Annotated in this window: 20 protein-coding genes; 9 read left to right on the top strand and 11 right to left on the bottom strand. The window is 69.2% G+C overall.

Annotation, left to right across the window (positions count from 1 at the left end; genetic code table 11):
- Positions 1–5: 5 nt before the first annotated feature.
- Positions 6–1,313 (bottom strand): lipopolysaccharide biosynthesis protein RfbH, encoded by a 1,308-nt coding sequence (rfbH, locus tag DFP74_RS12525; protein ID WP_121181862.1) that lies wholly within the window; start codon positions 1,311–1,313, stop codon positions 6–8.
- A gap of 181 nt (positions 1,314–1,494) precedes the next feature.
- Between rfbH and DFP74_RS12520 the strand changes: the two genes are divergently transcribed.
- Entirely contained in the window at positions 1,495–2,487 is a 993-nt protein-coding gene (locus DFP74_RS12520; protein ID WP_233570942.1) for a Gfo/Idh/MocA family protein, read from the top strand.
- Positions 2,488–2,497: 10 nt separating this feature from the next.
- Here the strand turns inward: DFP74_RS12520 and DFP74_RS12515 are convergent, their stop codons facing one another.
- Positions 2,498–3,739: a nucleotide disphospho-sugar-binding domain-containing protein gene (locus tag DFP74_RS12515; protein WP_121181860.1), complete on the bottom strand. Its 1,242-nt coding sequence runs from the start codon at positions 3,737–3,739 to the stop codon at positions 2,498–2,500.
- A gap of 172 nt (positions 3,740–3,911) precedes the next feature.
- Between DFP74_RS12515 and DFP74_RS12510 the strand changes: the two genes are divergently transcribed.
- The 5 genes from DFP74_RS12510 to DFP74_RS12490 all read left to right on the top strand — a co-directional run bounded on the left by DFP74_RS12510 (position 3,912) and on the right by DFP74_RS12490 (position 9,063).
- Positions 3,912–5,168 carry an activator-dependent family glycosyltransferase gene (locus DFP74_RS12510; RefSeq protein WP_121181859.1) on the top strand — a complete coding sequence of 419 codons (1,257 nt, stop codon included), beginning with the start codon at positions 3,912–3,914 and terminating at the stop codon, positions 5,166–5,168.
- 152 nt (positions 5,169–5,320) lie between these two features.
- The gene (locus DFP74_RS12505; RefSeq protein WP_121181858.1) at positions 5,321–6,256 is read left to right on the top strand and encodes an ABC transporter ATP-binding protein; all 936 of its coding nucleotides are present in this window, start codon (positions 5,321–5,323) and stop codon (positions 6,254–6,256) included.
- 2 nt (positions 6,257–6,258) lie between these two features.
- The gene (locus DFP74_RS12500; protein ID WP_121181857.1) at positions 6,259–7,443 is read left to right on the top strand and encodes an ABC transporter permease; all 1,185 of its coding nucleotides are present in this window, start codon (positions 6,259–6,261) and stop codon (positions 7,441–7,443) included.
- Positions 7,440–8,594: an ABC transporter permease gene (locus DFP74_RS12495; protein WP_121181856.1), complete on the top strand. Its 1,155-nt coding sequence runs from the start codon at positions 7,440–7,442 to the stop codon at positions 8,592–8,594. The genes DFP74_RS12500 and DFP74_RS12495 overlap by 4 nt, the downstream gene beginning before the upstream one ends.
- 196 nt (positions 8,595–8,790) lie before the next feature.
- A complete protein-coding gene (locus DFP74_RS12490; RefSeq protein WP_121181855.1) occupies positions 8,791–9,063 on the top strand; it encodes a hypothetical protein in 273 nt (90 codons plus the stop codon).
- A gap of 85 nt (positions 9,064–9,148) precedes the next feature.
- Here the strand turns inward: DFP74_RS12490 and DFP74_RS12485 are convergent, their stop codons facing one another.
- From DFP74_RS12485 to DFP74_RS12475, 3 genes are all read right to left on the bottom strand, one after another.
- On the bottom strand, positions 9,149–10,525 hold the full coding sequence (locus tag DFP74_RS12485; protein WP_121181854.1) for an NDP-hexose 2,3-dehydratase family protein: 1,377 nt from the start codon (positions 10,523–10,525) through the stop codon (positions 9,149–9,151).
- Positions 10,522–11,634 (bottom strand): DegT/DnrJ/EryC1/StrS aminotransferase family protein, encoded by a 1,113-nt coding sequence (locus DFP74_RS12480; protein ID WP_121181853.1) that lies wholly within the window; start codon positions 11,632–11,634, stop codon positions 10,522–10,524. Before DFP74_RS12480 ends, DFP74_RS12485 begins: the two co-directional genes overlap by 4 nt.
- Positions 11,635–11,754: 120 nt before the next feature.
- Entirely contained in the window at positions 11,755–12,375 is a 621-nt protein-coding gene (locus DFP74_RS12475) for an LmbU family transcriptional regulator (RefSeq protein ID WP_233570941.1), read from the bottom strand.
- A 344-nt stretch (positions 12,376–12,719) separates the two neighbouring features.
- On the opposite strand from DFP74_RS12475, the gene DFP74_RS12470 reads away from it, so the two are divergent.
- Positions 12,720–13,973 carry an activator-dependent family glycosyltransferase gene (locus tag DFP74_RS12470; RefSeq protein WP_121181852.1) on the top strand — a complete coding sequence of 418 codons (1,254 nt, stop codon included), beginning with the start codon at positions 12,720–12,722 and terminating at the stop codon, positions 13,971–13,973.
- Positions 13,974–13,995: 22 nt separating this feature from the next.
- Here the strand turns inward: DFP74_RS12470 and DFP74_RS12465 are convergent, their stop codons facing one another.
- Positions 13,996–15,222, bottom strand: coding sequence for a class I SAM-dependent methyltransferase (locus tag DFP74_RS12465; RefSeq protein ID WP_121181851.1), 1,227 nt, complete (start codon positions 15,220–15,222; stop codon positions 13,996–13,998).
- Between the two features lie 54 nt (positions 15,223–15,276).
- A complete protein-coding gene (locus DFP74_RS12460) occupies positions 15,277–16,248 on the bottom strand; it encodes an NAD(P)-dependent oxidoreductase (protein ID WP_233570940.1) in 972 nt (323 codons plus the stop codon).
- A 306-nt stretch (positions 16,249–16,554) separates the two neighbouring features.
- On the opposite strand from DFP74_RS12460, the gene DFP74_RS12455 reads away from it, so the two are divergent.
- Positions 16,555–17,808: an activator-dependent family glycosyltransferase gene (locus DFP74_RS12455; RefSeq protein ID WP_121181849.1), complete on the top strand. Its 1,254-nt coding sequence runs from the start codon at positions 16,555–16,557 to the stop codon at positions 17,806–17,808.
- 16 nt (positions 17,809–17,824) lie between these two features.
- Here DFP74_RS12455 and DFP74_RS12450 read toward each other — a convergent pair whose 3' ends face one another.
- The 4 genes from DFP74_RS12450 to DFP74_RS12435 form a co-directional block, all read right to left on the bottom strand.
- Complete coding sequence (locus DFP74_RS12450) at positions 17,825–19,327, bottom strand: aromatic amino acid ammonia-lyase (RefSeq protein ID WP_121181848.1); 1,503 nt, start codon at positions 19,325–19,327, stop codon at positions 17,825–17,827.
- Positions 19,324–20,433, bottom strand: coding sequence for an acyl-CoA synthetase (locus DFP74_RS12445; RefSeq protein WP_158612996.1), 1,110 nt, complete (start codon positions 20,431–20,433; stop codon positions 19,324–19,326). The genes DFP74_RS12450 and DFP74_RS12445 overlap by 4 nt, the downstream gene beginning before the upstream one ends.
- A gap of 110 nt (positions 20,434–20,543) precedes the next feature.
- Positions 20,544–21,536 carry a dTDP-glucose 4,6-dehydratase gene (gene rfbB, locus DFP74_RS12440; protein ID WP_121181846.1) on the bottom strand — a complete coding sequence of 331 codons (993 nt, stop codon included), beginning with the start codon at positions 21,534–21,536 and terminating at the stop codon, positions 20,544–20,546.
- Complete coding sequence (locus DFP74_RS12435) at positions 21,533–22,456, bottom strand: sugar nucleotidyltransferase (RefSeq protein WP_121188205.1); 924 nt, start codon at positions 22,454–22,456, stop codon at positions 21,533–21,535. Before DFP74_RS12435 ends, rfbB begins: the two co-directional genes overlap by 4 nt.
- Before the next feature lie 331 nt (positions 22,457–22,787).
- Between DFP74_RS12435 and DFP74_RS12430 the strand changes: the two genes are divergently transcribed.
- A complete protein-coding gene (locus DFP74_RS12430; RefSeq protein WP_233570939.1) occupies positions 22,788–23,891 on the top strand; it encodes a nucleotide disphospho-sugar-binding domain-containing protein in 1,104 nt (367 codons plus the stop codon).

Genomic DNA, 23,891 nt, shown 5'->3' with positions numbered 1-23,891 from the left:
CGGCCTCATCCGCCGACGAACTCGCGGATGGACGAGACGACGTAGTCGATCATCTCGTCCGTGAGTCCCGGGTACACACCGGTCCAGAACGTGTTCTCCGTGACGATGTCGCTGTTGGCGAGGCCCCCCACCACCCGGTGGGGCCGGTCGAGGTAGGCCGGGTGGCGGGTCAGGTTCCCGGAGAACAGCAGGCGGGTGCCGATCCTGCGCGACTCCAGGAAGTGGACGAGTTCTCCCCTGGTGAAGGGCGCGTCGGGCTCCACGGTCATGACGAAGCCGAACCAGCTCGGATCGCTACCCGGCACCGCCTCGGGCAGGATGATCCCGGGGACGCCGTCGAGCCCCTCCCGCATCCTCCCCCAGTTGTGGCGGCGCGCCCTCCCGAACTCGTCCAGCCGGGAGAGCTGGCTCAGCCCCAGAGCGGCCTGGAGGTCGGTCGCCTTCAGGTTGTATCCCACGTGCGAGAACGTGTACTTGTGGTCGTAGCCCTTCGGCAGGGTCCCCAACTGGTACTGGAACCGCTTGCGGCAGGTGTCGCTCTCGCCCGGCTCGCACCAGCAGTCACGGCCCCAGTCGCGCATCGACTCCACGACCCGGGCGAGCATGAGGTTGGACGTCAGTACGCAGCCGCCCTCCCCCATCGCGATGTGGTGGGCCGGGTAGAAGCTGGCCGTGGACAGGTCGCCGAAGGATCCGGTGGGAGCCCCCTTGTACAGGGATCCGATCGCGTCACAGTTGTCCTCGATGAGGAACAGTCCCCTCTCTTCGGCCAGCTCGGCGACCTCCTTCACGGGGAAGGGGTTGCCCAGGGCGTGGGCGATCATGATCGCTCGAGTGCGGGGGCCGATGGCCTGCTCGATCCGGTCCACCGTGGTGTTGTACGTCCCGACGTCGATGTCCACGAAGACCGGTATCAGGCTGTTCTGGAGGATGGGGTTGACCGTGGTGGGGAAACCCGCCGCGACCGTGATGACCTCGTCGCCGGGAACGAGCCGCTGGTCCTCCAGCAGGTGGGACGTGAGGGAGGACAGCGCCAGCAGGTTGGCGGAGGAGCCGGAGTTGGTGAGGTGCGCCTTGCGTACGCCCAGCCTGCGCGCGAGGAGCGACTCGAACCTGCGCGAACTGCGCCCCGCGACGATGCGCATGTCCAGGGCGGCTTCCACCAGGGCGACACGGTCGTCCTCGTCGAGTACCGCTCCCGAGGGCCAGATCTCGGTCACGCCCGGGACGAACTCCGCACGTTCGCCCCGCACGGACCTGTCGTAGGCACGCACGGCTTCCAGGACGACCGCCGCCTCCGCATTCGTCTCCATGCTGTTCTCCCCTGGTCGGTGCTCGGCGGTCCTCGTCGTCGCCCGCTGGGCGTCCGACACAATAAGGGATGAAACGCCATCCCGTCCTTGGTGCTCTGACAGCATGGCGGCGCTGGAAGCGGGCGTGCACCATACTGACGCCGGTGCCCGACGAACCACGCCGACTCCGAAGGAGGGATCCGTGCTTTCAACACGGGAAGGTACTGAGGAAGAGCCGGTACGTCTGGGCGTGGTCGGATGCGCCGACATCGCCTGGCGACGGGTTCTGCCGGCGGCGGCCGAGGCGTCCTCGATCACCGTCACCGCGATCGCCAGCCGCGATTCGGGCAAGGCGCGCCGTTTCGCCGAGCGATTCGGCTGCGAGGCCGTCACCGGATACAAGGCCCTCCTGGACCGCGACGATATCGACGCCGTGTACATTCCGCTGCCCGTGGGAATTCGCCACGACTGGGTGGAAACCGCGTTGCACCGGGGTCTGCACGTCCTGTCCGAGAAACCCCTCACCACGGACGCCTCGTCCGCCGAATTCCTCGTGGGAGAGGCCCACCGGCTCGGTCTCGTCCTGATGGAGGCCTTCGCGTTCCGCCATCACTCCCAGCACCGCGCGGTGGCGCGGCTGGTGGAGGAGGGCGCGATCGGCGCCGTGCGCTCCCTGATGTGCGAGTTCGGCGTCCCCGAACGCGCCGACGACGACATCCGATATCGACCCGACCTCGGCGGCGGAGCCCTTCTCGACGTCGGCGTGTACCCGCTGGGCATCACCCGCGCGCTGCTCGGTGACGACCTGCGCGTGACGGGGGCGTCCCTGAGTTTCGGCCGAGGCGTCGACCTCGGCGGCGGCGTGCTGATCGAGGCGCCCGAAGGTGTGACCGCGCAGCTCGGCTTCGGGCTGGGTACGGGCTACCGCAACACGTACACACTGTGGGGCGAGACGGGTTCGATCACCGTCGGCCGGGCCTTCACCCCGCCGCCGACCCTCACTCCCCTCGTCGACCTGGAGTCGGGTTCGCACACGCGCCGGATCGACCTGGAGCCGGACCACCAGTTCCTGAACCTGCTGGAGGCGTTCGCCGACGGGGTCCGCGGGCGCGCTCCCGTCGCCACGGATCCGATCCTCGCCCAGGCCCGCCTCGTCGACCGGGTACGCGCGGCATCCGACCCCTCCGGAGTGTGAGGGCCGGCCCTCACACCAGGCCGGCGAGCTCCCCTGCCAGGCGGCCGGGGGAAGGCATCGCGTGCATGGCCTCGCTCAGCCGCACGGCGCCGTCCCGGTACGACGTGTCCGAGAGCAGGGTCTCCAGGGACGCGCGAGTGCTCTCGGGGGTCAGGGAACGGGGGTCCAGCGAGACGGCCGCCCCCTCCTCGGCCAGCATGCCCGCGAGCATCGGGTTGTCGAACCAGTGCGGCACGATGACCTGGGGAACCGCGGCGTCCATCGCCGTGAGCACCGTCCCCCAGCCCCCGTGGTCCACCATGGCGTGGCAGGTGGCGGCGATCAGGTGGAGCGCGGTGTAGTCGACGAGGCGGGTGTTGGGCGGGACCGTGCCCAGGCGCTCGCGTTCGGCGAGCGGGAGGGTGGCCACGACCTCCGCGTCCAGATCCGCCAACCCCTCCAGGATGTCCCGGAAGAGGGTGTCCCCCCGGTCCTGGGCCATGAGCGTGGTCCCGAGCGTGACGCACACACGGGGCCTGTCCGGTGGTGTGCGCAGCCAGTCGGGGACGACCGCGCGGCCGTTGTAGGGGACGTAGCGCACCGGCAGGTAGCGCAGCCGCGCGGGCAGGCGCAGGGCCGGGGGGATCTGCTCGATCGTGGCGTGCCCGTTCACCAGGGTCTCGGAGTAGTCGACCCCGTGGCGGGCGGCGGTCCGGGTGAGCCAGGCGGCGAGGGGGTCCTCGCGTTCGTCCTCCGGCCGCTCGGCCCACCGGGACAGGAATCGCTCCCTCGTGCGCGCGAACAGGTCGGCGCCCCACAGGTAGCGCGCGTGCCGGGCTCCGCAGGCCTCGGCGGCGACCGCCCCGGAGTAGGTCACCGCACCCCAGACGACGAGGTCCGGGCGCCAGGTCCGGCAGAGGTCGACCAGGTCGTCGGTCATGGGGTCGTTCACCAGCCGCCACCACCAGGGGACGACCCTGCGGTAGCCGTCGACGAAGTACTCCCACGGAACCCGTTCGTAAGGCTCGCGGACACGGCCGAAGAGAGGCGCGTCGCCCACGGCCCCGTGGAGGTCGAAGGCCTTCATCGTCCGCCAGAGCGCGTGGTCGCGGCCCACGCTCGCATACGGCAGGCCGGTGGCGCGCACGACGGGTTCGAGCGCGGGCTGGCTGGCCACGAGGACCTCATGGCCCTCGGCGCGCAGGGCCGAGCACAGGGGGACCATTCCGAGGAAGTGGGGCTTCTCCGCGGTGACCGCGGCCAGGACACGCATACGTGGGGCTCCTCCTCGCGCACAGGTGGCAAAGAGTAGGGGAGACCGCGATACCCGTCCATTCCGGGCGGGCCCCGAACGCGATCTGGTACACATGGCGTCGCTCAGGGCGGTGACCGTACCTCCGCCGCCCGGCGCGCCCACCGCCACGCGTACGGGAAGAGAGCCGGACTTGCGAGTCGTGCTGGTGTCCCTGGCCGAGAGAACGAACTTTCTGAGCCTGGTCCCCCTGGGCTGGGCGCTGCGCACGGCCGGCCACGACGTCCTCGTGGCCAGCCAGCCCGCGCTCGGACCGGTCGTGCGCGCCACCGGCCTGGCCTACGCGGGCGTGGGCCGGGACCACGCGTTCTGGAGACACCTCAAGACGGTCTCCTCCTTCGACGGGGTACGTGGCGGCGTGCCCCTGTTCGCCGACTTCGAGGAGGGCTTCGGCGGCAGGTCCTGGGACGAGGTGCGGCACTCCTACCGGCAGGTCGTGAACTGGTGGTGGCGGATGGTCAACGACCCCATGACCGACGACCTGGTCGACCTCTGCCGGACCTGGCGCCCCGACCTCGTCGTCTGGGAGCCCACCACCTACTCCGGGGCGATCGCCGCCGAGGCCTGCGGAGCCCGGCACGTGCGCTACCCATGGGGCAGCGACCTGTCCGGCGTCGTACGCGCGACCTTCCTGTCCCGGCGGGCCGAGCGGCCGGAGGACGAACGGGAGGACCCCCTGGCGGCCTGGCTCACCCGGACGGCCGCCCGCCACGGGGTCGACTACTCCGAGTCCCTGGTGGACGGGCACGCCACGATCGAGCAGATCCCCCCGGCCCTGCGCCTGCCCACACCCGGACACGTCCGCTACCTGCCGGTGCGCTACGTCCCCTACAACGGCCGCGCGGTGGTCCCCGACTGGCTGCGCGCACCGCCCGAGCGCCCCCGCATCGGACTGTGCCTGGGCAGCAGTACCGCCGCGTGGCTGGGCCGGTTCGGCATGGACACGCGTGCGGTCCTGGAGGGGCTGGCGGATCTGGACGCCGAGGTCGTGGCCACCCTCCCCGCGACAGAGCGTGAACGCCTGGGCACGGTCCCGCCCAACACCCGGCTCGTCGACTACGTGCCCCTCCACGCCCTCGCCCCCACCTGCGCCGCCATGATCACCCACGGCGGAACCGGAACCGTCCTCAGCGGCCTCGCCCACGGCGTCCCCCAGATCATCTCCCCGCGGCCGACCTACGACGAGGCGCTCATGGCCCGAACCGTCGCCCGGCGAGGTGCGGCGATCGCTCTCGACCCCGAGGACGTGACGGGCGAGGCCATGGCCGAGACCATGCGAACCCTGCTCGCAGACGCCCGCTTCACGCACGCGGCCCGCGCCCTGCGCGAGCAGGTCGAGGAGATGCCCTCACCCGCGGAACTCGCCGGGCGGCTCGCCGACGACGACTGATGAATCCCGCTCAAGGCGAAGACTCCCGCTCACTTCCCCTCCGATAATTATTACCGTCCTGGCGTAGAATCGCTGCCGCAATAAGATCGATTCCCCCACTCACATCGCCCGGGCCGCGGAATAAAGAAACGCAGAAGATCAAGAGGAACGCCATGTCCATCCTTGAAGCAAGAGGTATCTCCAAAAGATACGGAGACAACCTGGCAGTCGACGACATCAGCTTCTCCATTGAGGAAGGAGAGACGTACGGGCTCCTCGGACCCAACGGCGCGGGAAAATCGACGACGATCCAGATGATCGCCGGAATCTCCACGATGGACGCAGGCGAAATTCTCATTGCCGGCATCGAGCACGGCCCGACGAATCGAAAGAGCAAGGCCCTCATCGGCTACGTCCCACAGGAAGTCGCGGTTTACGAGGAGCTGAGCGCCAGGGACAATCTCCGCTTCTTCGGACGCATGTACGGCCTGTCGGGCGCCGAGGCCAGGAAGCGGGCGGACGAGATCCTGGAGACCATCGGGCTCACGGACCGGGCGCGGGAGGCGGTCTCCAAGTACTCGGGCGGTATGACCCGGCGCCTGAACATCGGCGTCGGCCTGCTGAACCGCCCCCGCCTGCTCATCCTCGACGAACCGACGGTCGGGGTGGACCCCCAGAGCCGCCACTCCATCCTGGAGAGCATCCACGCACTCGCCCAGGACGGGATGTCGGTCCTCTACACGACCCACTACATGGAGGAGGCGGAGCAGCTGTGCGACCGCATCGGCATCCTCGAAGGCGGCAGGATCCGGGCTGAGGGAACCCAGCGGGAGCTCGTCGCGCAGGTCGGCGAGAACGACACCGTCCTCGTCGACCTCGGGACCGAGGGCAGGGAGTTCACCGACTCCCTCGAAGCGATCGAGGCCGTGCGGGAGGTCGTCTTCGAAGGCGACCAGATGCGGCTGCTGGCGGAGGACGCCCGCGGCTGCCTCCCCCTCGTCATGAAGGTCCTCACCGAGAGCGGCGCCGACGTCCGCTCCGTACGGATCCAGGAACCCGACCTGGAGACCGTGTTCCTGAGTCTGACCGGCAAGGCTCTGAGGGAGTAGCGATGACGACGACCCTCTCGGCGGTCTGGACGATCGTCGTCAAGGACATGCGCCGATACGTACGCAACGGCGGTCTGCTGACCTTCGGGCTGCTCCTCCCCCTGTGCACCACCCTCTTCTTCAACCTCGTGCTCGGCGGCGGTTCCGCCGAGCGGGAGGCGGCCGTCTACGCCGTCGTCGACGCGGACGACGGGGACATGGGCTCCGGGTTCGTCGACGACGTCCTGGCCCCCCTGGAGGAGGAGGGGGTCCTACGGATCGCGGAGGCCGGATCCGAGGACGAGGCCCGGGCGATGATCGAGGACCGTGACGCGCGGGCCGCCTTCCTCATCCCCTCGGACTTCACCGAGGCCCTGGAGTCGGGCCAGGAGACGGTCCTGACCATCGTGGGCGACGCGAACTCCGCCATGGAGACGCACATCGCCCGCGAGATCGCGAACGCCTACTCGACCGAGCACATGCGCCTGCGCCTGGCGGTGGCCGCGAGCTTCGAGGGCGAACCCTCCCAGGAGGAGGCGCAGACGCTGATGGAGGAGGCCGCGGCGGCGCCGCCCCCGCTCCGGGTCGCCGAGGAGGACGGCGTGCGCGACCGTGAACTGGACACATCCAGCTACTACTCGGCGTCCATGGCCTACTTCTTCGTCTTCTTCGCCGCGATGCTCAGCGTCACGAGCATCTTCGAGGAGCGGTCACGGGGCACGCTGGCGCGCCTCCAGGCGGCTCCGGTGCCGCGTTCGGCGATCATCCTGGGCAAGCTGGCGGGCGGCCTGATCGTCGGCCTGACCAGCATGGGGGTCCTGGCCCTGGCCACCTCCACCGTCTTCGGCGCCGACTGGGGCCACCCCGTGGGCGCGACCGTGCTCGTCGTCACGGGCGTCATCGCCGCCATCGGCCTGACCGCCGCCGTGGCCGGCTTCGCCAGGACGGGCGACCAGGCCGCGAACCGCGTCTCGGTCCTGGCCATGCTCATGGGTGTGCTCGGCGGCGCCCTCGTACCGATCACCCAACTCAACGCCTTCGCCTTCCTGAGCCATCTGACTCCGCACCGGTGGTTCCTGGAGGGTCTGGTCGGCCTCACCTCCGACGACCTCGGCACGGTGGTCCTGGCCTGCGGAGTGCTGCTGGCCATCGGTGTGACCGGGCTGTCTATCGCGATGTTCCGCATGGGACGGATGGTGAACTCATGAAGACTCTGGTGATCGGCGCCCTCAGTCTGCGCCGTGTCTTCAGCGACAGGGCGAACATCTTCTTCGTCGTGCTCCTGCCGTTCCTCATGGTCTTCGCCGTGGGACTCATGCACGGCGACGACCGCCCCCTGCTGGCGGTGGCGGACCGGTCGGAGGGGGAACTGAGCGAGCGGCTCGCGGACGCGCTCGCCGAGGACGACCGGCTCGACGTCGTCGACGTCGAGGAGGATGAGGCCCTGTCCCTCGTGGAGGACGGTGCCGCTCAGGCGGCCCTGGTCATCCCCGACGACTACGACTCCCGGATCGCGGAAGGGGGCTCCGTCGAACTCCGGCTGCTCACCCGGGACGACAGCCAGGCGGGGGCCGACGTGGCGACCTGGACCCGGTCCCTGGTCGCCCAGGAGTCCTCCGTTCTGAGCGCGGCCCAGGTGGCCGAGTCCGCTCGTGGCGGCGACTTCCTCGACCTGGTGGAGTCCACGACGAGCGCCGACGTCGAAGGGGTCGTGGTGGAGACGACCACGCTCGGTGTGGCGCCCTTCCCCGAGGGGCTGTCCGCGCACAGCCTCGCGGCGCCGCCGATGCTGCTGCTGTACACGTTCATCACGGCCCTGACGACCTCGTTGACCATCGTGCAGGCCAGGAATTCGGGCATCCTGCGACGTCTGTACGCCACACCGACGTCGGCGTCCGGGCTCGTCCTCGGCGAGGTCCTCGGCCGGTTCCTCATCTCCCTCACACAGGCGCTGCTCATCCTCTTCGGATCGGCCCTGGTGTTCCGCGTCGACTGGGGGAACCTGTGGGCCACCTCGCTCGTGGTCGCCGCGTTCTGCCTCGTCAGCAGCGGCGCCGCGCTGCTGCTGGGCAGCACCGTGCGCTCCGAGGGAGGGGTCATCGGCGTCGCCGTGGGCGTCAGCCTCGGAGCCGGCGCGCTGGGCGGGACGATGGTCCCGCTGGAGGCCTTCGGCGGCGGATCGGAACTGACCGTGTCCTTCCTGACCCCACACGCCTGGGGGTACACGGCCTTCAGCGAACTGGTCCGCGAACAGGCGGGCCTGGTCGATGTCCTCCCCCAACTGGGCGTCCTGCTGGCCTACGCGGCCGTGCTGCTGCTCCTGGGAACGTGGCGGTTCCGTGTCGTCCTCACCCGCTGACCCGGCGGGGGCCGCGGCACACCGTCCCTGACCGTGCGCGGCCCGGGCGGTCCGCTGGTTCTGTCCCGCTGGCGGGACAGAACCAGCGGTTTCGGAGGAACCGCTGACCCCGACGGCCCTCCGAATCAGCTTCGTTCTTCGCTATCGTGCACAAACCGGGGGCCAGAAAAGTGCGCAGAGGAAAGGGATACCGATAATGATCGACATCAGCCAGGACGACGTCCTGTCAGAACTCATGGCGCAGGCGAAGGCCGTCCTCATCTTCACGTCGACCAATCCACAGGACGAAATCCCCGAGCCTTCGACGATGGACGACCTCGACTCCTTTTCGATCGTGCAGATCATCCTGATGATGGAGGAGGTCTACAATGCGTCCTTCCTCGAGGAGATGTCGGATTTCAAGGGGAAGACCTTCGAGGAGATGGCGGCGTTCCTCGCGGAATGCGTTCGTTCCCAGAAGACGGCGTGACGGAAGGGTGAACGGCTCCCCGGAAGTGCGGGACATCCGGTTCCCCGGGGAGCCGCGGGCGGCGGCACCGACCTTCCCGCACCCCTCAGCCGAGGGTGTGCACGCACAGGAGGAGCGTCCTGGCCTCGATGTTGAGGTAGCGGCCGTGTCGGACGAGCTCCATCAGCTGCGCGACGGTCACCCAGCAGAAGTCCTCGGGGACCTCCGTCGACAGCTCGGGCGTCGCCTCGACGATCCGGTAGCGGGTCTGGGCATGGTGGAAGCGCCCTCCCTCCTCTGACAGGAGGTTGTCGTAGAGCACACGCCCACGCGTTCGCACCTCGTCGGCGTAGGGCTCGGTCCGGCCGAGGGCCGCGGCGGACGGCGAGTCCTGCACCGTGGGCGCCATCTCGACACCGTCCCTGGTGCCGGGCTCCGCCCTCGACCGGACCAGGACGTGGAGCACCCCGTCGATGTCCTTGACCAGGAAGGCCGCGAACCCCGGCCCGGTGGGGGCCAGCAGCGGCTGGACCCAGGAGTCGACCTCGCGGATCCGCGCCCGGACCGAGACCATGATGATGTGGAACCCGGCGTGCCGCAGGGGCCTGATCTCGTCGTCCGTGCGCTCCCAGCCGGCCAGTCCGCCCAGGGGGACCAGCCGCGACCTCGCCTCGTTCACCGCCTTGGCCTCGGTGAACCAGCTGAGCACCTCCGTCATGGAGTGCAGCGACGCGTCCTCGTAGGAGCGGTACAGGGCCCTGGTGAAGGGGTCGGCCCCCTCGGGCGCGTCAGCGCGCTCCACGGGGAGAGTCGACAGGACCGTCCGGGTGTCCATGTTGACGACGTTGTCGCGGTGCAGCATGCGGTGGATCTGCGCGAGCGTGCACCAACGGTGGTCCTGCCTCGCGGGGACCTCGGTGTCCGGAGGCACCTCCACCACGATGTTGCGGTTGTGCTTGTGCCAGAACCACTCCCCCTGTTCGGACTGGAGCACGTCTGACAGGACCCGGCCCGGGCGCGGCGCGCGGAAGTACTCCATGTAGGGCGTACTCCGGCCGCCGTGCACCGCCGTGTAGTTGCTTTTGGTGGCCTGGACGGTCGGGGAGAGCTGGCGGAGGTTGACGTTGCCGGGTTCGAACTTCGCCTGCATGAGGAAGTGCGGGACACCGGCGATCTCCTTCACCAGGATCCCGAGGACGCCGATCTCGGACTGGTGGATGGCGGGCTGGTGGACAGTACGGCCGGAGTCCGAGGCCTCCAGCCCGCGCACACTGAAGAACCCACCGCTGCGATGGGCGAGGTCGCCGGTGTCCGCACTGAAGTACCACTGGTCGGTGGCGTCGAACCCGGTCCTGTCGACGGAGAGCAGCTCGTGCCTGGGGCGGGAGAGCCACCACTCCTCCAGTTCGGCGTCGGAGGACGACGGGGTCGCGTCCCCCGACGCCGACAGGGCGATCCTGCGTCCCAGCGGGGCCGCCGTCACAGCTTCGCCAGGATGTCGCGGAGCGCGCCGATGATCCGACTCTGCTCGGCTTCCGGCAGCGAGGGGTACATGGGAAGGGAGAAGATCTCGTGGGCCAGCTCCTCGGTCACGGGCAGACTGCCGGCCCCGTGACCGAGGTGCTGGAATCCGGACATGGTGTGGACCGGCCATGGATAGCTGATGTTGAGCTCCACGTCGTGGGCCCTCATCGCCTCGATGATCCGGTCGCGTTCCGGGTGGCGGACCACGTAGAGGTAGTACGCGTGCTCGTTCCCGGGCGCGACCGTGGGGAGGACGAGGCCGGTGTCGGCCAGAGCGTCCTGGTAGCGCCGGGCGATGGTCCGCCGACCGGTGATGTAGGCGTCGATCCGGGTCAGCTTCCGCCGGAGGATCTCCGCCTGCACCTCATCGAGCCGAGCGTTCTGGCCATGTGGGGTGACCACGTAGTAACGCTCGGAATCCATGCCGTAGTAGCGGAGGCGGCGCAGGTCCTCGTCGATCCGGGGATCGTCGGTGACCGCGGCGCCCGCGTGACCGTAGGCGCCGAGGATCTTGGTGGGGTAGAACGAGAAGGCGGCCGCGCGCCCCATCGTTCCCGCGATCCTGCCCTTGTAGGTCGCGCCGTGGGCTTGGGCGCAGTCCTCCAGGACGACGAGACCGTGTCGGTCGGCGATCTCCTGGAGCGGGTCCATGTCGACGCACTGCCCGTAGAGGTGGACCGGAAGGATGCAACGGGTCGCGTCCGTCACGGCGTCCTCCACCTGCCCCACACGCATGAGGTAGGTGTCCGGGTCGATATCGACGAAAACAGGTGTGGCACCGACGGCCGTGATCGCGAGAACTGTGGGAGCAGCGGTGTTGGAGACCGTGATGACCTCGTCCCCCTCGCCGATTCCGAGAGCTCTCAGCGCGAGCACGATGGCGTTGGTACCGTTGTCCACGCCGACACAGTGCGAAAGACCGTGGTAATCGGCGAACTCCTTTTCGAAGCCGGCGAGCGAGGGCCCCCAGATCAGACTGCCAGACTTGAAGACGGTATCGACCGCGTCGAGGATATCTTCCCGTTCCCGGGCGTACTCCTCAAGGTATCCCCATACATAAGTGGCCATACGCACCCTCAGTCCCGAGCCTTCTCATCCTTCAGGGAAGGCGTCATTGACGTTCCTGTAGAAAACATCTACGAGAGATACCACAAGCTGCCAGGAGCCACGATCACACGGCCCAGGACCCTAGGCCACTTCGGGTGTTCCCTGAGCGGCTCTGTCAAGGACCTCGGAAGCCCATTGCGGAAGGCTCATACCGGAGCTCTCAGCCGCTTTCTGCCACTGGTTCTTTCGTTCCGGGTTGATCGCCACCTGCACATACGTGGTCTCGGGTAGCATGCTCTCCCCTCGACTCCACATCCTGATCCTGCGGCGCAACTCATTGCGGGACCAGTCGCCCGCCTCCGCTCGGGCCAACCACTGTTCCTGTTCGCTCTCCGTGAGACTGCACACCTCCGCGTGGTGCTGGAAACTGAGCTTCTCACGCCGGCGCCCGGGGATGAACTTCCGAGCGACCCACGCGTAGTTCCGCAGCGTCTGATAGTCCAGCGAGGTCTTCTCGATTGCGCGCTTGTAGCGGTTGGGATAGTTTCGCTGACCGTAGATCAGCCAATCTCCGAGCCACCAGCCGGAAGCATCGGAGATGATGAAAATGTGGTTCCCCCACTTTTCCCACTCAGCGATGATCAGACCATCCGGGAGCTGAAGGCTCGTCCGTTTGGTGAGGCTCTTCTCGACGGGAACCCGTCCAGTTGCTACCCCGTTTCCATGTGGCACTCTTCGCCGCGCCAGAGGCTTCTCGCTCAAAATTTGACTCAGTCCCTTCCGTATAGCCCTCAAACATCCAATTAATCACATAAACTTGCGGCGCCAGAAGACAAGAATCCTAAAACAATATTGAGCAGAACTAACATAGGAAAACGTTTTCAATGTGACCACCCGGGGCCGCACGCAGGCAGAGTACGAGACACCACCCCAACCAGACAAGAGTATTAGTCCTAATCACCTATAGCAGCAATGAATTCACTCTCGGTTACGGGAGTTGATCGCCTTCATCCACCACGATCTCTTCACCTTGAATTACCCCGGCAGCAACCAAGGGCAATAGTTCCGACCTGGCGAAATCACCAGACGAGAAGAATGGGTCTCCTATGCGCATCTTGTTCGCAACGATCTCGGAGAGAACGCACTTCATCGGTGCGGTGCCCTTGGCTTGGGCGTTTCGGGCCGCGGGCCACGAGGTTCTGGTCGCCAGCCAACCGGAGCTGGGCCCCGTGGTGCGGGCGACGGGTCTGCCGTTCGCGCAGGTCGGCAAGGACCATCTGCTCGCGCAGATCATCGCCCTGGGCAAGCGCACGCCGGGCGGCGAGGATTTCGGATTCGACATCATGCGGGTGGCGCAGGAACCCGAGCCGGAGCTGGAGGTGCTGCACTCGGCCTACCGGGACTCCTACATCCCCTGGTGGTGGCGGCTGGTGAACGACCCCATGACCGACGACCTGGTCGACCTCTGCCGGACCTGGCGCCCCGACCTCGTCGTCTGGGAGCCCATCACCTACGCCGGGGCGATCGCCGCCGAGGCCTGCGGAGCCCGGCACGTACGCCACCTGTGGAGCCTGGACCTGTTCGCCGCCATGCGCCACCTGTTCCTGACGAGGGTGGAGGAGCGAGCGGGTGAGGAGTGGGACGACCCCCTTCGCGCCTGGTTGGAGCACCGGGCCGCGCGCCACGGTGTCGACTTCTCCGAAGCCCTGGTGACGGGACACGCCGGCATCGACTACCTGCCTCCGTCACTCGATGTGCCCCTGTCCACCGGCACCAGCCGGCTGCACATGCGTTACGTGCCCTACAACGGCCGCGCGGTGGTCCCCGCCTGGCTGCGCACGCCGCCCGAGCGCCCCCGCATCGGACTCAGCCTCGGCACGACGGCCACGCAGCGCATGGGGGGCTACACGGTGGACGTGAGCGCGGTCCTGGAGGGGTTGGCGGACCTGGACGCCGAAGTCGTGGCCACCCTGCCCGCCACCGAACGCGAACGCCTGGGCACCGTCCCGCCCAACACACGCCTCGTCGACTACGTCCCCCTCCACGCCCTCGCCCCCACCTGCGCCGCCATGATCACCCACGGCGGCACCGGCACCGTCCTCAGCGGCCTCGCCCACGGCGTCCCCCAGATCACCATCCCCCACCAGATGTACGACGAGATCCTGGTCGCGTCGGCACTGGAGGGGGCCGGCGGAGGCATCGCGCTGAGCCCGGAGCACGCCTCCCCCGGGAACGTGCGCGAGGCGGTCGGGGCCCTCCTGACGGAGGAGAACTACGCGAAGGCCGGGGCGCGCCTGCGTGACGAGATCACGCGGATGCCCTCACCCGCCGAACTCACACGCACGCTGGTCGACGTCTGACTCCGGCGCCCGACCTCCGGGGTCAGACGACCCGGACCTCGGGGACGTAGTGGATCCAGCGTCCCCCCGCGTCGCGGAACCCCGTCTCCTTGGCCATGATCTCGTCCGCGTGGTTCCAGGCCAGGAGAAGCGCGTAGTCGGGGTAGGCCTCGGTGAAGCGGTCGTGGCCGACCACGGGCACGTGCGACCCCGGGGTGAGCCTGCCCTGCTTGTCGGGCGTCGTGTCGCAGACGTACTCCAGGAGGTCGGGCCCGATCCCGCAGAAGTTGAGGACGGTCGCGCTCTTGGCCGTGGCCCCGTAGCCCACGACCCGCTTGCCCTGGTCCCGCAGCGCGCGCAGTTCACCGACCAGGCGATCGCCGTTGGCACGCACCCGGTCGGCGAACGCGCGCAGCGCGGCCGGGGAGGTCAACCCGCGGCGGGCCTCCTCCTGGAGCATCCGCGCCACGCGGAGGGTGGGCGTCCGGCGCCCCTCTCTCGCGAGGGTGTACCGGAGCTCGCCTCCATGCGTCGGCAGCCGCTCCACGTCCACGAGTGAGAACCCGAACCGTCGCGCCATGCCCGCCACGGAGGTGGCCGTGAAGAGGAAGAAGTGCTCGTCATAGAACTGGTCGAAGGAGGCCTTCTCGATCACGTCCCCGAAGTAGGGGTCCTCGAAGACGAAGACGCCCTCCGGTACCAGCAGTTCCCCGAGGCCGGCCAGGACCGAGTCCACGTAGGGGATGTGGCAGAAGGTGTTGGCGGCGTAGACCACGTCGGCGGGGCCGTCCTGTTCCAGGATCTCCAGGGCGGTGGCCTTCTCGAAGAAGGCCTCGCGGACCCTGACCCCCTTGCTCCGGGCGACCTCGGCCACCGAGGCGGAGGGCTCCATGCCCAGGTGCCGGATGCCCGCCCGGGCCACGGACTCCAGCATGACGCCGTCGTTGCTGCCCAGCTCGACGATGAACGGGTCCTCCCCCGTCGCGTACTCGGAGATGAGCCTGGCCGCCGTGGTCTGGAAATGGGACCGCATCACGGTCGAACCGGACGAGTAGTAGGGGTACCCCTCGTGGAACATGCGCTCGCGGGGCACCGCCTCCATGAGCTGGACCATGTCGCAGCCGGAGCAGTGTCCGACGGCGAGTCCGTAGAAGAACTCCTCGGTCTCGTCCGAGGGGTCGCGAAAGGCGTCGGAGAGCGGCTGCTCCCCGAAGTCGACGAACCTCCTCACGGTTCCCTCGCAGATGCGGCACGTGCTTGTCTCGGTCACCCTGTGCTCCCCTGTGTTCGTGTCCCACTCGGACGGTCGCAACCGGGCGCCCCCTCAACGGGAGGCGCCCTCCGGCCGGTCGAGCCACCGCGGGTTCTCCCTCGCCCAGCGGACGGTCCGGGCGAGCCCGTCACGGAGGCCGACCGAACTCTCCCAGCCCAGCAGCGACCGGATCCTGGCCGTGTCGGGCGAGTTCCGGTGCAGGCCCTGGTGCGAGGCGCCCGACCGGCTTCCCGCGTCCACCGAGGCGACACCGTCGACCGTTCCCGTGAGTTCGACGATCAGCTCGACCGCCGCGCGGATCGAGACCTCCTCGGTGTCGCCCACGTTGAAGCACTCACCGGCCGCCCGCGGGCTCGAACCGGCGAGGATGGTGGCCTCGACCGCGTCCTCGACGAAGGCGAAACTCCTCCTCTGATCGCCCCGTCCGTAGACCACGGGCGGTTCTCCGCGCAGTGCGCGATGGATGCTTCTACTGATCAGGAAGGCCGGCCTCTGCCGTGGCCCGTACACATTGAAATAGCGGACGACGGAAGCCCACAGGCCCCTCTCCCGCACATATCCCAGGACCAGGTGCTCGGCGAGCCCCTTGCTCGAGGAATAAACCCACTGTTCGGCGGCGGTGGAGCCCAGGACACGGTCGGCGTCCTCGTCCCACGGCGCCTTCGGATTCTTTCCGAACACCTCGCTCGTGCTCGCGTAGACGACCCTCGCCCCGACCTCCAGGGACCGGTCGACGACGTTCCGGGTCCCGACGAAGTTGACGTCGATGACGTCCAGGGGCGAGGCGAGGTACTTGTCGACCCCCACGAGGGCGGCAAGGTGGTAGACCACGTCCACACCCGGTGTGATGACGCGTTCGAGGTCGGCGCGGGAGGTCACGCTGCCCCGCACGTACTCCGCCTTCTCCCACAGGGGCGAGGGGAACTCCGGAGCTCCCCGGGGGCCGAGCACGGCCACCTCGTCCCCGCGGGCGACGAGCGCGTCGACGAGGTGGCTTCCGATGAAACCGGTCCCCCCTGTCACCACGACACGTGCCACGGCTACCGCCCGGTTCCGGCTGCGGCGGCCCCGGCCCGGACCGGGCGCGCGGAGTCGCGGAGGTCACCGCACCTGTGGCGGTACAACGGGAAATTCATATATGAACCCCATTCTCAAATTGGACTGAGGCACCAGGACAGGGTGGCAGGATACACGTCGACATAATGGTCCGACACAGCCGCCACCGAGCGACAGAACGCGGATGCCGACGGTTTCCCGGTAATCCCCTACAATGCGTTTACGAGAAGATGATAATAGTCGGACCTACCACACAAAGGAGATGCCGATCCAGTGAGGGTACTCATCGCGTCGGTCGCGGAACGGAGCCATTTCCTGAACCTGGTTCCCCTGGGCTGGGCCCTGCGTTCGGCCGGTCACGAGGTGCTGGTGGCCAGCCAGCCCGCGCTCGAACCCGTCGTGCGCGCCACCGGCCTGTCCTACGTGAGCGTCGGACGCGACCACCAGCTCAGGCGGGTCATGCGCACCAGGCACCGTGCGGCTCCCGGCGAGCTGGGCGAGTTCACCATGACCGAGGACCGCCCCGAGGTTCTCACCTGGGAGTACCTCCTCGGCGGTCTGAAGAAGACCGTCACGTGGTGGTGGCGCATGGTCAATGAGCCCATGGCCGATGATCTGGTCGACCTGTGCCGTGCGTGGCGTCCCGACCTCGTGGTCTGGGAGCCCACCACCTTCTCGGCGGCCATCGCCGCCGAGGCCTGCGAAGCCCGCCACGTCCGCTACCTGTGGGGCGCCGACGACTTCGGCTGCACGAGGGACCGCTTCCTGTCCCAGTGGGCCGAGCGGCCGGAGGACGAACGCGAGGACCCCCTCGCCGACTGGCTCACCCGCATCGCCGGACGCAACGGCGTCGACTACTCCGAGACCCTGGTGACCGGGCACGCGACCGTCGAGCAGGTCCCACCCGACCTGCGGCTGCCCACACCCGAGAGCATCCGCTACCTGCCGGTGCGCTACGTCCCCTACAACGGCCGCGCCGCCCTCCCGCACTGGCTCCGCACACCACCCGACCGCCCCCGCATCGGGCTCAGCCTCGGCACCAGCGTGAACGACTGGTACGGGGACCGCGAGATCGACCTCTCCGAGGTCCTGGAGGGGCTGGCGGAACTGGACGCCGAGGTCGTGGCCACCCTTCCCGCCGCCGAACGCGAACGCCTGGGCACCACCCCTCCCAACACCCGCCTCGTCGAGTACACCCCTGTCCACGCCCTGGCCCCCACCTGCGCCGCCATGATCACCCAGGGGGGACCGGGCACCACGCTGACGGCCCTGTCCCACGGTGTCCCCCAACTGCTCACACCCAGCACCACCATGTTCGACCAGGTCCGCACGTCCCGGCTCGTGGAGCGCGCCGGAGCGGGCCGGCTCCTGGCCCCCGACCAGGTCACCGCCCAGAGCGTGGAGCGAGAGGTCCGCCTCCTCCTGGAGGACGCCCGGCACACCGCCGCGGCGGGCGACGTGCGTGACCGCATGGCCGCCATGCCCGCCCCCGCCGACCTCGCCCGGACCCTCACCTCTCCCGACTGAGGCGGCGGGGCCGACCTCAGGAGAGGTCCGGCAGCCGCCACTCCCCCGCGCGGGCCGCGGCCTCCTCGGCGAGCACGTCCCGCACCGCACGGACCTCGGCGGCCAGGGGCCGGTCCCGGTCCAGGGGCGGGGAGAGCTCGGCGACGCGCGCCCAGACCCCGGTCTCCTCCCGGCGCCCCAGAATCGCGGCGAGCTGGGCCAGGCCCACACCCAGCGATCCGACCACCAGCCACGCCAGATCGACGGCCTGGGCTACGGAATTGGCCCCGTTCAGGGCGACCGGCACGTGATCCTGGTTGCCGTTGTTACAGGGGAGGGCGGTGAGACTCGACGGCGTGACCAACTGGCGGATACGCGAGACGAACGACGTGGCACTGATCTGGACCCCGGCCAGCCCGCTGCCGGCCCCGGGAATGGGCGTCAGCATGGGCGGCAGGCCGCCGTTGGTCTCCGACGCGCAGAGCAGGGAGAGCTGGCGGTCGGCCAGGAAGGCGACCTGCTGGAGGCAGAGCCCCATCTGGTCGGAGGCCAAACCCACCGGCATCGCGTGGAAGTTGCCCCCGTGCAGGATCTCCCCGTCGTGACTGACGGGATTGTCGGTGGTACCGCCCGCCTCGCGCAGGAGGATGCACTCGGCCGCCGCGAGCTGGTCCGCGACCGCGCCGAGGACCTGCGAGGCGCACCGCAGGCTGTAGGGCTCCTGAAGGGGACGGGAGGGATCGCGTACGGCGCCCGGGGTCAGGCCCTCACGGATCCAGCCCGCGACCGCGGCCTGGCCGACCTGTCCCCGTGCACTGGCGATCCCCTCACTGTAGGCCTGGGGGTTGGCGCCCAGGAGCTCGGCCATCCGGGAGGTCAGCAGGGCGACGGCGCGGACCGCGTCCGAGATCCGCTTGAGGTTGTGCAGGGCGAGCGCGAGGCCCACCCCGCTGCCGTTGACGAACGCCAACGCCTCCCGAGCCGTCCACCGCACGGGTTCGACGTCCAGGTCGGCCAGGGCTTCCGCCGAGTCGACCCGGCGAAAACCGCCTCCCTCCGCCCGGACCCAGGCCTCACCCTGGCCCGCGAGCGAGAGCGCGGCGCTCGCCAGGGGCTGGAGGTCGCCGCTGGCGCTCACCGTGCCCTCACAGGGGATCACCGGGGTGAACCCCCGGTTCCACAGGTCGACCAGCCCCTTCCAGAACCCGACGTCGACCGCGGAGTGGCCGCGGCGCATGCTGAGGATGCGCAGAGCGAAGACGAGCCGGCTGACCTCGGCGGACAAGGGCTCTCCCTGGGCACTGCCCAGATGGGAGATGAGGCCTTCGCCCTGGGCTCCGGCGCTCTCCGACGCGGGGAAGGCCACGAGCGGACCGAAGCCGCGGGTGACCCCGTAGACCTCCTCGCCCTCGGCGAGGTGCTTGGCCATCGTCGTGGCGCTCTCCCGCATCCGCGCCAGGTCGTCCGCGGTCCACCCGATCCGGGCCTCCGGGTCCGTCAGACGGAGGATCTCGTCGAGTCCGCTCGACTTCGAACTCATGCATCGGCTCCTTCGGAACGGACGTGCGCCGACTGCACACGCCTCAACTTGCCTGTCTCCGAGCGGTCGATCCGCTCCACCACCCGCACGGCCCGGGGCCGGTACTCGGCGGAGCGCACCGCCTCGGCCAGGACCCGGTCGGTCGGCGGCCCCTCGGCACCGGGGACGATCCACAGCTCGAAGTGCTCACCGGTCATGGAGTCGGTGACGGGCACGCAGGCCAGGTCCGCGCACCGCACGACCCCGCGGAGGCGGTCCTCCATGGACTCCAGGTCCAGGCGGTGGCCGTTGACGTTGACCAGACGCGTCCTGCGTCCGGCGAAACCGAAGGACCGGTCCCCGAGACGGACCACATGGTCGTCCATGCACCACTCGGTCGCGACGGTTCCCCCTTCCGGGGCGGCCAGCCGAGGGCTGCGGACGACGAGTCCGCTCTCCTCTCCCCTGGCACCGGCCCCCTCACCGAACTCCACGTCGGGGAAGAGGGTCCAGGGCCGGTTCGCGGGGCTCCACCGGCGGTGGGCCACGCCCCCCGTCTCCGTGGAGCCGAAGATCTCCGTCAGCGTCGCCCTCTCCCCGAGCCGGCCCATGAGCTCGGCCGCGCTCTCCGGAAGCGTCGACGTGCTGTGCAGGAAGGCGAGGCGTTCGGCCCGGTCGAGCCAGTCCCCGCGCCTGTTGAGGATGGGGAAGGTCCAGGGGATGGACACCACGGCCCAACCGCGCGGTCCCTCGGGCGGCAACGGTGCGAACCGCGGAACGTACCAGACGGGCACCCCGAGCAGCGCGGGCATGAGGACGCTCGCGAGCATCCCGTAGACGTGTTTGGGGGGAGCGAAGGTCACGACCGCCTCGGGCGCGGAGTCGGCGAGCAGGTCCGCGAGCATCCGGGCCTCGGACAGGAGCTGGTCCCGGCCACGGAACCAGGAGCGGGGGCCGCCGGTGCTCCCCGACGTGGAGAACTCCATCCGTTCGGGCACCAGCTCGCGGAGGAGGTCCGCGGGGGCGCTGGTCTGCGCCGCCCAGTCCACCGTCCAGGGACGGTCCATGACTTCAGGGGACGAGGGAAGCAGAGCGAAGAGCTCGGCGGGGGAGAGTCGGTCAGACACCGTGTCCTCTTGTCCTGGTTCTCCGGCGCCCGTGCGGCGCCGAGCTTCTGAGCGGGACCGTTCTCCCTGTCCCGCTGGCGGGACAGGGAGAACGGTCCCGCGCGGGCGTGTCACAGGACCGCCTCGGTAGCCCGCTTCTTGAGCGGCTCCCACCACCAGCGGTTGGCCGCGTACCAGGCGATGGTGCGCTCCAGGCCCTCTCCGAAGGGGACCGCCGGCGCGTAGCCGAGTTCGCGCACGGCCTTGGAGTCGTCGACCGAGTACCTGCGGTCGTGGCCCTTGCGGTCCTGGACGTAGCGGACCATCGAGTCGTCGTGGCCCAGAAGCCCGAGGATCGCCTCGGTCACCTCGATGTTCGTGCGCTCGGCCGTCCCACCGATGTTGTAGACCTCTCCCGCCGCCCCGTGCTCGGCCGCCAGGGCCAGGGCGTCGCAGTGGTCGTCCACGTGGACCCACTCCCGCACGTTGCCGCCGTCGCCGTAGAGCGGAACCGGCAGTCCGTCCAGCAGGTTGGTCGCGAACAGGGGGATCATCTTCTCGGGGAACTGGAACGGGCCGTAGTTGTTGGCGCAGCGTGTGACACAGACCCGCATCCCGTAGGTCCGGTGGAAGGCGCGGGCCAGGAGGTCGGACCCGCTCTTGCTGGCCGAGTAGGGAGAGTTCGGCTCCAGCGGGTCGGTCTCGGTCCACGCACCCGAGTCCAGGGTTCCGTAGACCTCGTCGGTCGAGACGAGGACGAAGCGCTCCACCCCCGCGGCCAGCGCCTGTTCGAGGAGCGTGTGGGTCCCGAGGACGTTGGTCCGGACGAAGCCCGCGGAGTCGGTGATCGACCGGTCCACGTGGGTCTCGGCCGCGCAGTGGACGACCGTGGACACCTCGTCCAGCAGACCGCGCACGAGCTCCTCGTCGCAGATGTCGCCCTGGACGAAGCGCAGGCGGGGGTCGTCCTCGACCGGGGAGAGGCTGCCCAGGGTTCCCGCGTAGGTCAGCTTGTCGAGGACCACGACCTCGGCCCCCTCGAAGAAGGGGTAGACGTCCGAGAGCACACGCCTGACGAAATTGGAACCGATGAATCCGGCTCCTCCGGTGACCAAGATTCTCATACGGCCGCACCCTGCCATACGAGGGCATCGAGCGCGGGTTTCTCACCGGTACCCCGCCCCTGGGCCACGGACATGACGTACTCGCCGTAGGGAGAGGCTCCCATCGCCTCTCCCAGGCGGTGGCACTGCTCCGGGCCGATGAATCCCATACGCAATGCGATCTCTTCGAGGCAGGCGACCCGAGAACCGGAGTCCCGCAGCACGGAGGACACGTATCCGGCGCCTTCCATCAAGGAATCCTCCGTGCCGAGATCAAGCCACTTGATTTCCTTTCCCATCGTCACCACCTGGACGTCGTCGAGTTTCATGTAGGCCCGGTTGACGTCCGTCACCTCCAACTCGCCGCGGCCGGAGGGGACGACCTGTTCGGCGATTTCCACCACGCGTTCGTCGTAGAAGTAGAGGCCGGCGACGGCGTAGTCGGAGACCGGCTCGGCCGGCTTCTCGACCAAGGAGTCCAGCCGGCCGTCGTCACCGAAACCCGCGACGGCGTAACGCTGGGGTTCGGCGACCTCGCAGCCGAAGAGGACGCAGCCCGCCGAGGCGGAGGCGGCCCGATCCAACAGGGAGAACATGCTCTCACCATGGAAGATGTTGTCCCCGAGGACCAGCGCGCTGCGCCCTCCCTCGATGTGGGAGCGCCCGATGAGAAAGGCTTCCGCGATCCCCCTGGGCTCCGCCTGCGCCGCGTAGGAGAACTCGACCCCCAGCTGGTTCCCGTCCCCCAGCACCCGACGGATCAGGGGAAGCGTCTCGGGCGTGGAGATGATGAGTATCTCCCTGACCCCCGCCTGCATGAGAACGGAGACCGGGTAGTAGAACATCGGCTTGTCATACACAGGGAAAAGATGCTTCGACACGCCACGGGTGGACGGGAAGAGACGGCTACCCGTACCTCCGGCCAGAACAATACCTTTCAAGAGGGTCTCCCAACGAGGGTCGAACATCGATATTGCTGGGCAAGCACACCAGGGGCATACTACGAGCCTTTAGCGAAAGTACACATCAGGCGCCTGGTGCTAAGCTCGGAGAAACTCTTCCGAACGAACCATCACAGCAGATCCACCACCTGGGTCCACCGGGGGCGGCGAAACCGCGACGCGACGAATGAACAGGCGGCGCATCCGGCTTGTCAAGGAACGGCATCGCCTTTCCTGCCTCCGAGCACCGACCCGGCGATAATCCTGGAAGTGAGGGGACACGGTGCGAATCGTCGTCGCTACATACCCGGACAGAGCCCATTTCTTCGGCATGGTGCCGACGGCCTGGGCGCTGCGCGCGGCCGGGCACGAGGTGCGTATCGGCACCGGGCCGTCCATGACCGATGCCGCGGCCGACACCGGCCTGACCGTGATGCCGGTGGGCGAGAGCGCCGACGGGGCCACCGAGGACGCCGCGGCGGGTCCGGCCGGCCGGGGCCGTGCCGCGTGGTGGAGCGCGGTCAACGATCCGCTGGTCACGGACCTGGTCGCCGTGTGCCGTGAATGGGAGCCCGATCTGGTCCTGTGGGAGTCCGCGACCCTCGCCGGCGCGATCGCCGCGGAGGCGGTCGGAGCCGCGCACGGGAGGTTCCTGGCCGGGTCGGACCCCCTCGTCCACGGCCGCGCGGCCGCCGGGGACGCCGGTCCGGGCACGCCGCGGGCGTGGCTGGAGGAGACGGCCCCGCGGTTCGGTGTCTCCCCCTCGGACTCCCTCCTCCTGGGCCGGTTCTCGGTCCACCAGCTGCCGGAGGGCCTGCGCTCCGAGGTGCGGGAGGCGGAGGGGCCCCGGTTGTCCGTACGGCCCGTGCCCTACCGCGGCGCCGCCTCACTCCCCTCCTGGGCACGCGGTGAGGCGGCGGGGCCAAGGGTCCTGGTGGACTGGTCGTCCTGGGACAGGAGCGCCGAGGGGTCGGAGCTCCTCGCCGCGGCGGCCACGGGCCTGGACGCCGAACTCGTCGTGCTCTGTCCGGCCGGTCGGGAGGAGGAGCTGCCGTCCCTTCCAGAGGACGTGCGCGTGGCCGACGCGTCGGCCACCCACCTGCTCCTGGACTCGGCTTCGCTGCTGGTCCACGGTGGCGGCTTCGACGTCGCCTGCGCGGCGGCGGCCCATCTGCTGCCCCAGGTGGCGGTGCTCAACCCGGCCTTCCCCGACGCGGCCGCCCTGATGCGGCCCCTGGTGGAACGGGGATGCGCGGTCTCGCTCACTCCGGCCGAGGCACTCGGAGGCGCCCTGCGCGACACGGTCTCGCGCGCGCTCGCCGGTGCCGACGGGACCGCTGTGCAGGCCCTGGGCAAGGAGGTGGCGGCGACGCCCGCGCCCAGCGAGCTCGTCTCCGTCCTGGAGGAGCTCGCCGGGGCCGCGCACGCTTCCTGA

Source organism: Nocardiopsis sp. Huas11 (assembly GCF_003634495.1).
GTDB lineage: Bacteria > Actinomycetota > Actinomycetes > Streptosporangiales > Streptosporangiaceae > Nocardiopsis.
This window is presented reverse-complemented; position numbering and strand designations above follow the sequence as displayed.

Bases quoted from the DNA above. Each gene is read 5' to 3' on its own strand.
- DFP74_RS12500 (WP_121181857.1), top strand. From the start codon at position 6,259: ATGACGACGACCCTCTCGGCGGTCTGGACGATCGTCGTCAAGGACATG.
- DFP74_RS12515 (WP_121181860.1), bottom strand. From the start codon at position 3,739: ATGCGTGTCCTGGCCGCGGTCACCGCGGAGAAGCCCCACTTCCTCGGA.
- DFP74_RS12470 (WP_121181852.1), top strand. From the start codon at position 12,720: ATGCGCATCTTGTTCGCAACGATCTCGGAGAGAACGCACTTCATCGGT.
- DFP74_RS12430 (WP_233570939.1), top strand. From the start codon at position 22,788: ATGGTGCCGACGGCCTGGGCGCTGCGCGCGGCCGGGCACGAGGTGCGT.
- DFP74_RS12490 (WP_121181855.1), top strand. From the start codon at position 8,791: ATGATCGACATCAGCCAGGACGACGTCCTGTCAGAACTCATGGCGCAG.
- DFP74_RS12495 (WP_121181856.1), top strand. From the start codon at position 7,440: ATGAAGACTCTGGTGATCGGCGCCCTCAGTCTGCGCCGTGTCTTCAGC.
- rfbH (WP_121181862.1), bottom strand. From the start codon at position 1,313: ATGGAGACGAATGCGGAGGCGGCGGTCGTCCTGGAAGCCGTGCGTGCC.
- DFP74_RS12450 (WP_121181848.1), bottom strand. From the start codon at position 19,327: ATGAGTTCGAAGTCGAGCGGACTCGACGAGATCCTCCGTCTGACGGAC.
- DFP74_RS12480 (WP_121181853.1), bottom strand. From the start codon at position 11,634: ATGGCCACTTATGTATGGGGATACCTTGAGGAGTACGCCCGGGAACGG.
- DFP74_RS12505 (WP_121181858.1), top strand. From the start codon at position 5,321: ATGTCCATCCTTGAAGCAAGAGGTATCTCCAAAAGATACGGAGACAAC.
- rfbB (WP_121181846.1), bottom strand. From the start codon at position 21,536: ATGAGAATCTTGGTCACCGGAGGAGCCGGATTCATCGGTTCCAATTTC.